The sequence below is a fragment of the Pseudoxanthomonas sacheonensis genome (assembly GCF_010093305.1).
Lineage (GTDB): Bacteria > Pseudomonadota > Gammaproteobacteria > Xanthomonadales > Xanthomonadaceae > Pseudoxanthomonas_A > Pseudoxanthomonas_A sacheonensis.
The window spans coordinates 89,637-95,926 of sequence record NZ_PDWS01000019.1 but is presented as its reverse complement, the minus strand read 5'-3'; the positions used below and the strand labels follow the sequence as shown (position 1 = coordinate 95,926).

The window sequence follows — 6,290 nt, the reverse complement described above, 5'->3', positions numbered from 1 at the left end:
CTCCCATGCCCACCCTGCCTCACGCCACCGCGCTCGCCCTTTCGCTGGTATTGGCCTTCGGCGCCAAGGCCGCCGAGCCGGATCCTGCGAAAACCCTCGCCTACATCGACCAGGGATGGACCACACTGACCCGTTCCATGGAAGATTGCTCTTCGCTGCACGACGACAAGGTCAAGACCCGGCCGGTCCTCTATCTGCCTGCGGACCTGAAGCGCACCGCCGCCATCGATGCGATAGCCGAGCGTTGCAAGGTCGATGTGCGCGTGCTGCCGCAGACCATTGCCCAGATCGGCGAACTCGATCCCTCGACGCTGCCGCAACAAGGTCTTCTGTACCTGCCCAACCCCTATGTGGTGCCGGGCGGGTTCTTCAATGAGATGTATGGCTGGGACAGTTATTTCATCGTGCTGGGCCTGGTCGCCGACAAGCGCGAAAAGCTGGCCCGCGGCATGGTCGACAACTTCCTGTTCGAAGCCGAACATTACGGCGGCGTACTCAACGCCAACCGCACCTATTACCTCACCCGCTCGCAGCCGCCGTTCCTGGGCGAAATGATCCGCGAGGTCCTGGATGCTCCCGCCAGTTTCGCCGACCGGCGCGATGCCGATGCCTGGCTGGCGCGCGCGTACCCGTTGGCGCTGCGCGACTACGCGGTCTGGGACCGCCCCGAGCATCGCGCCGGCGATACCGGCCTGGCGCGCTATTTCGACTACGGCGCCGGTCCGGTGCTGGAAATGCGCGATGCCGACTATTTGCGCGGCGTGATCGAATGGCTGCTCGCCCATCCCGGGCGCGACCCCGGCTATCTGGTGGAAGCATCCGAACATCCCGACGACGCCGAAGCGCAACGACTGAAGACCACCAGCTGCGACGTGCGCACCTCCGAAGTCTGTGCACAGGCCTGGGCCAAAGGCCGCCGGCTCAGCGCCGATTACTATCTCGGCGATCGTGCGATGCGCGAATCGGGCTTCGACGTCAACTTCCACTTCGGCCCCTTCGCCGGTTCCACCCATCATTACGCGCCGGTCTGTTTGAACAGCCTGCTCTACCGCTACGAGATCGCCCTGCGCGATTTCGCCCTGCGCCTGGGCAAGAAAGACGACGCGCAGCGTTTCGCCAAAGCGGCCGAAGCGCGCAAGGCCGCGATGGACAAGTACCTGTGGAAGCCTGGTCCCGGCATGTACCAGGACTACGATTTCGTCGCCGGAAAATCCGCGGCCGATCCTTACATCACCACTTTCTATCCATTGTGGGCCGGCGCGGCATCGCCGCAGCAGGCGCAAGCAGTGCGCGAAAAGCTGCCGCTGTTCGAACGCAAGGGCGGTCTGGCGATGAGCGCGGACGAAAGCGGCGCGCAGTGGGATGCGCCTTTCGGCTGGGCACCGACCAACTGGCTGGCGGTCGCCGGCCTGGACGCTTACGGTTTCCATGAAGACGCCCGGCGTGTCGGCGGCAAGTTCGTCGCCACCATCGACCGCAGCCTGGCCCACGACGGCACCATCCGCGAGAAATACAACATGACTACCGGCGATGCCGACGTGAAGGTCAGCGCCGGCTATAGCGAGAACGTGATCGGCTTCGGTTGGAGCAATGGTGTGTATTTGAAGCTGCGGGGTTTGCTGCAGGAACCCCGATAACGCCACAGCCCTGGCAGACGCTACGCATAGTGTGCGAGCGGTGTGTGGGAGCGGCGTCTCGCCGCGAGCTCTTCGCGCATTCCCAGACTGGAGGGAGAGCTCGCGGCGGGACGCCGCTCCCACGTTCAACAGGATGTCCGACTTATGGACCGAAGCAACCTACCCCAAGCGGACCCATGAATCTCGATGAAGGCGCCTGATCGGTCGCACATAGGACACGGCTCGTGAGCAAACAAGGACGCAACCGCCAGGACCCAGAGCTGCTGCGCCGCCTGCTGCGCGCCAAGGATCGCATGGATGCCGCCTCGCACGAGGCATGGCCGGTGGAGCGCCTGGCGAAGGTGAGCAGCGTGTCGGATGCCCATTTCGCAAGATCCTTCAAGGAAGCCTTCGGCCTGCCGCCGCACCGTTACCTGCTCACGCGGCGGATCGAGCGAGCCAAGGCGCTGCTGCGCGACACGGATACACCCATTTTGGAGATAGCGCTGCAGACCGGTTGGAGCAGCCTGGGCACGTTCGGGCGTACCTTCCGCGACGTCACCGGGGAAAGCCCCAGCGAGTTGCGTGCGCGCGAACGGGCCGCCCGGCACGAACTGGAGCGGGTGCCGGCCTGCTATGTCAGCGCCGCGTACCGGCCCGGACTCACAACCGCAGTTTCGGAGAAGCGGCGGCAGGAGGCCGGTGTTAAAAAAGAGCCCCCGCAGAAACCGGAGGTTCCATGAGTCAGGGTATTGGAGTAGTCGGGCTGTACGTTCGCGATCAGGACGAGGCCCTTGAGTTCTATGTAGAGAAGCTGGGATTCCGCGTACATACCGATGCACGCAACGGCGATTACCGCTGGCTGACGGTGCAACACCCGGACCAGCCGTCCCTGCAGCTCGGCCTGTTCAAGCCGCAGGCGCCGGAGCTGGACGCATCGACGGCGCAGAGCGTGCGCGAGATCGTCGCCAAGGGCGCCATGCCGCCGCTGGTGCTCAACGTGGACGATTGCCGCGGTGCGTACGAGCGTATGAGCGCCCGCGGGGTGGAGTTCACCCAGGCACCGGAGGAGCGCTATGGCAACATCGACGCCAACTTTCGCGACCCTTCCGGCAATGGCTGGAAGATGATCCAGTCCGGCCGCGCATCAAGCTAGACAGATCGTGGGGGCGCCGTTCGTGGGAGCGGCGTCCCGCCGCGAGCTCTTCCTCTGAGTGAGAGTTTGCGCCAAAAGCTCGCGGCGGGACGCCGCTCCCACGCCCCTCTTCTTCATCCGTGAATCTGCAGAGGAATTCCCAATGAACTGGAACAAATGGATTCGGCAGTTCCACCGCTGGGTGGCCATCGTTTTCACGCTGACGGTCATCGCCAACTTCGTCGCCCTGGCGCAGAGCGGCGGTGCGATGCCGCCGCCCTGGATCACCTACTCCCCGCTGCTGCCGCTCGCCTTGCTCATGCTCACCGGCCTGTACATGTTCGTGCTGCCCTATACGACCAAATGGCGTAAGCCCCCGCAGGCCCCATAGGGCGGGCTCAAGCCCGCCGCAGGATGCCCCACCTATGGCGCTTGCCAAGAACCCTCCCCCTCATGGCAAGCTACCTGCGGGGACGGTGCCACGACGGCGCCAAGGGAAAAACACCGATGCATTTCGTACAGCGGGCTGCCTGTGCCGGGCGAGTGGTGGGCTGGATTCTGTGCTTCGCATTGCTGACGGGTTGCGGTAGCGGTCCGAAGGGAAACGAGTACGTGAAGTATGACGGCACTACCCTTGTCGTCGAGGGCACCGAGTTCAAACGGGAAAACACGATGGATCCGCCTGGCACCTTCCTTCCCGGACGCGTCGTGGTACAGCCGGATGATGACAATGTAGACGACGCCCTGACACTCATCGAGCGCTATGGGCTGACGTTGGAAGGTCGCAGTTCCCAAGGCTGGCTGCTGGTCAAGGCGCCCGACGGTTTCGAGATGCAGTGGGCTGCCGCCATCCAATCGCAGCTCGGCGGGCGCAGCTTTGCGACCATCGACTCCGCCCAGTCGCCAACACCGATAGTCACGGCCGCACCCGCGGCTGGCAAAGCGCCGGTCGCGGAAGGGCCCGTGCCCGACGATGAGCCGTCCGCCGCAGACGTGCGCCGCATCGCCATTGAGAGGTACGAGCGGCTTGAACAAGCCGGTGGTCTTCCCGTGACCATGACTGCCACCGGGCAGTCGGTGGTCCTCCACGCCAAGGTGTTCGATGCACGCAAGGAATCCTGCCGGCGGCTTCCCAGCGCCAAGCCTGGCGAGTGGGAGTGCGAGGCCGAGCTGATGATGGGGCTGTGCAGCGGCGACTGCGACCCGTCCGCCGAAGAGCCCCTGCCAAAGGGCGAGCGCGTTGCTATCCGTTGGGATGCTGCGCAGCGTGGCTTCGCGCTCGACGACTGATTTGGATTAGTGCATAGGGCGGGCTCAAGCCCGCCGCATGCCGGCGCCAGGATGGCAAGCCCAATCTTCGGGCAGTTCACCGGATTGGATATACCAGTGCAACGAGGAATAGGGCCAATCCACCGCCCGGGCCGCGTAACCGTGCTTGACCGGGTTGAAGTGGATGTAGTCGAAATGGTTTTGAAGATCTTCTTCGTCCACGATCATGTGTTCCCAGAACCGGCGTTGCCAGATGCCGCGTTCGCGTTTGGCGATGCGGGCATCGGAACGCCATTCCGTCTTCGGTAGCCGACGGGAGAATCCGGATTTGATGCGCGCCCAGCGATCCGCGTTGTCGGCGTCGCCTTCGGGCAACTGCCACAGACAATGCAGGTGCTCGGGTAGCACCACGATGGCGATCACGTCGAAGGGCCGTGCCCGTTGCGCGTCGCGGAAGGCGGCACGCAGGTGACCGACGTGTTCGACCAGCAAGCGGCGGTTGCGCCGCTCCAACAGGTTGACGGTGAAGAAGAAGGTGCCGCCCGGCACCCAGACGCGGCGATAGTCAGGCATGCGGCAAGAGTGTTCGGCCGACGATGCGAGCGCCATCGGGTTATGCCAGGCGTGCGAGTAGGAAATTCCCCTGTCCAGTCGCGGCCCACGGACCGCTTTGGTTCCGTCATCGCATGCGGTGGGCCCGGGCCCACCCTATGACCCACCGCCCCGCACATAGGGCGGGCTCAAGCCCGCCGCATGATGCCCGACCTACGAGATCTGCAGAAGCGTGCGCCGTGTGGAAACACCCCTTCTCCCCTCGTGGGAGAAGGTGGCGCGCCGCCGGAAGAGGGGGCGAGCGAAGAAGAGATAGTCGAGCAACGAGATCCACACAACAAGCGACTCGACGTGGTCAGACAAAGCAGTCTGAGGCCTCAAGTCTCCGCTCAACCCCTCTCCCGCCGCGCAAGCGCGTCGACCTCTCCCACAAGGGGAGAGGTGGAATCAGAAACAAATTCCGCGTGAGTGTGTAGTACATAGGGCGGGCTCAAGCCCGCCGCATGATGCCCAACCTACGAGATCTGGTCATAAGTCCTCGCTAGAAGGTCTTGAATTCCGGGCGAATCAGAAAACACAGCGGGATCCTCGACCCCTTCCCATTCAAAGACCAACACTCCGCCGCGATCAGCGCTACATTGCATCGCGGCCTTGCTGAACTTCCTATCCCACAAGTATTCGACTAGATCTACACCTGTTCGTCGTGGCGATATCATCTGAAGCTCCAATGGATTTTGGGCAGTTCGACCTATTGCCTTCGATTCTGCATACAGCCTCGCGCCATTTGGAAGTCTAGCCTTCATCGATGCCATCCACTCATCTGCATCCAGCCCGCTACCATCGACAGGGCGAAGGTCGCCTTGGACTTGAATACCGCCAGGCAGTTGTATATCAACTGCCCCGGGCCCACAAAGCGCGCTCAACGAAGCCAGCCAATCCTGCCTCTTGTCTAATGTTGACGAATCGAATTCGACCGGGACTATGACTTGCAGATGGCCCTGCAAACTCAAACTCTTCACCTGACCAATAATCATGGCCGCAAGCGCGTCTGCTTTATCCAAGCCGAGAAGATGCGTAATCATTTGCGACTGCCATTTGCATTCAACCTCCCATTCGATACCGTTTGCCCTAGCAATAAACTCAGGACCGGAGGCACCTACGGGCAACCAAGCTATCTCCGCGCCGCTTGTCCTTGCAAAGTGCGCTGCGGTGCTCCACTCAAGCACCAAGGGCTTAAGCTGTCCATCCAAACTTATGAGCTTGTCTAAATGATGCCGTCGAATTGCACCGGCTAACGTCGGTGCAACGACGTGAAACTGGGCAGCCACATTTGCCAGGTCAGATATCTCTCCCGTCACGCTACGTAGCTTTCGCTGGCGATTTCTCGTAGCTCTCTCGTAGTCCTCAAACGCTTCGATAAGTGGTTGCTTCTCGCGAAGCCTGGCAATACGAACGCCATCAAGAACTCGACTGGGAGAACGATATTCCCTCGTTCTCTCTAGCAATAGATCATGCGTGATAAATCGCCTCAGTTCCTCAATGAAGCCTGCGGCCTGATGGGGATATAACCCACCTCGGGGCCATTTCGCTGGCTTTATAAAACCTTGATTAGTCACCCAGTCCTCCAGCATGGTGTCAGATGATTGCTCTAACACAGCTATCCGACCAGCCACATTTAATATTAATTAGAGTAATTCCGACCACCCATCGAAGGATGT

The 6,290-nt window shown here is 61.9% G+C and carries 7 protein-coding genes; 5 read left to right on the top strand and 2 right to left on the bottom strand.

Annotation, left to right across the window (positions count from 1 at the left end; all coding sequences use genetic code 11):
- Window positions 1-5: 5 nt before the first annotated feature.
- From CSC73_RS15275 to CSC73_RS15255, 5 genes are all read left to right on the top strand, one after another.
- Complete coding sequence (locus tag CSC73_RS15275; RefSeq protein ID WP_163841917.1) at window positions 6-1,637, top strand: trehalase family glycosidase; 1,632 nt, start codon at window positions 6-8, stop codon at window positions 1,635-1,637.
- Between the two features lie 293 nt (window positions 1,638-1,930).
- Window positions 1,931-2,359, top strand: coding sequence for a helix-turn-helix transcriptional regulator (locus CSC73_RS15270; protein WP_163841914.1), 429 nt, complete (start codon window positions 1,931-1,933; stop codon window positions 2,357-2,359).
- A complete protein-coding gene (locus CSC73_RS15265) occupies window positions 2,356-2,772 on the top strand; it encodes a VOC family protein (protein ID WP_163841885.1) in 417 nt (138 codons plus the stop codon). Before CSC73_RS15270 ends, CSC73_RS15265 begins: the two co-directional genes overlap by 4 nt.
- A 142-nt stretch (window positions 2,773-2,914) precedes the next feature.
- The gene (locus CSC73_RS15260; protein WP_163841882.1) at window positions 2,915-3,142 is read left to right on the top strand and encodes a hypothetical protein; all 228 of its coding nucleotides are present in this window, start codon (window positions 2,915-2,917) and stop codon (window positions 3,140-3,142) included.
- A gap of 62 nt (window positions 3,143-3,204) precedes the next feature.
- Entirely contained in the window at window positions 3,205-4,041 is an 837-nt protein-coding gene (locus CSC73_RS15255; protein WP_163841879.1) for a hypothetical protein, read from the top strand.
- Between the two features lie 24 nt (window positions 4,042-4,065).
- On the opposite strand, the gene CSC73_RS15250 is transcribed toward CSC73_RS15255, so the two are convergent.
- Entirely contained in the window at window positions 4,066-4,593 is a 528-nt protein-coding gene (locus tag CSC73_RS15250; protein WP_163841876.1) for an REP-associated tyrosine transposase, read from the bottom strand.
- Between the two features lie 494 nt (window positions 4,594-5,087).
- Window positions 5,088-6,203: a hypothetical protein gene (locus tag CSC73_RS15245; RefSeq protein ID WP_163841872.1), complete on the bottom strand. Its 1,116-nt coding sequence runs from the start codon at window positions 6,201-6,203 to the stop codon at window positions 5,088-5,090.
- Window positions 6,204-6,290: the final 87 nt, after the last annotated feature.

Bases quoted from the DNA above. Each gene is read 5' to 3' on its own strand.
- CSC73_RS15275 (WP_163841917.1), top strand. From the start codon at position 6: ATGCCCACCCTGCCTCACGCCACCGCGCTCGCCCTTTCGCTGGTATTG.
- CSC73_RS15270 (WP_163841914.1), top strand. From the start codon at position 1,931: ATGGATGCCGCCTCGCACGAGGCATGGCCGGTGGAGCGCCTGGCGAAG.
- CSC73_RS15265 (WP_163841885.1), top strand. From the start codon at position 2,356: ATGAGTCAGGGTATTGGAGTAGTCGGGCTGTACGTTCGCGATCAGGAC.
- CSC73_RS15260 (WP_163841882.1), top strand. From the start codon at position 2,915: ATGAACTGGAACAAATGGATTCGGCAGTTCCACCGCTGGGTGGCCATC.
- CSC73_RS15255 (WP_163841879.1), top strand. From the start codon at position 3,205: ATGGCAAGCTACCTGCGGGGACGGTGCCACGACGGCGCCAAGGGAAAA.
- CSC73_RS15250 (WP_163841876.1), bottom strand. From the start codon at position 4,593: ATGCCTGACTATCGCCGCGTCTGGGTGCCGGGCGGCACCTTCTTCTTC.
- CSC73_RS15245 (WP_163841872.1), bottom strand. From the start codon at position 6,203: ATGCTGGAGGACTGGGTGACTAATCAAGGTTTTATAAAGCCAGCGAAA.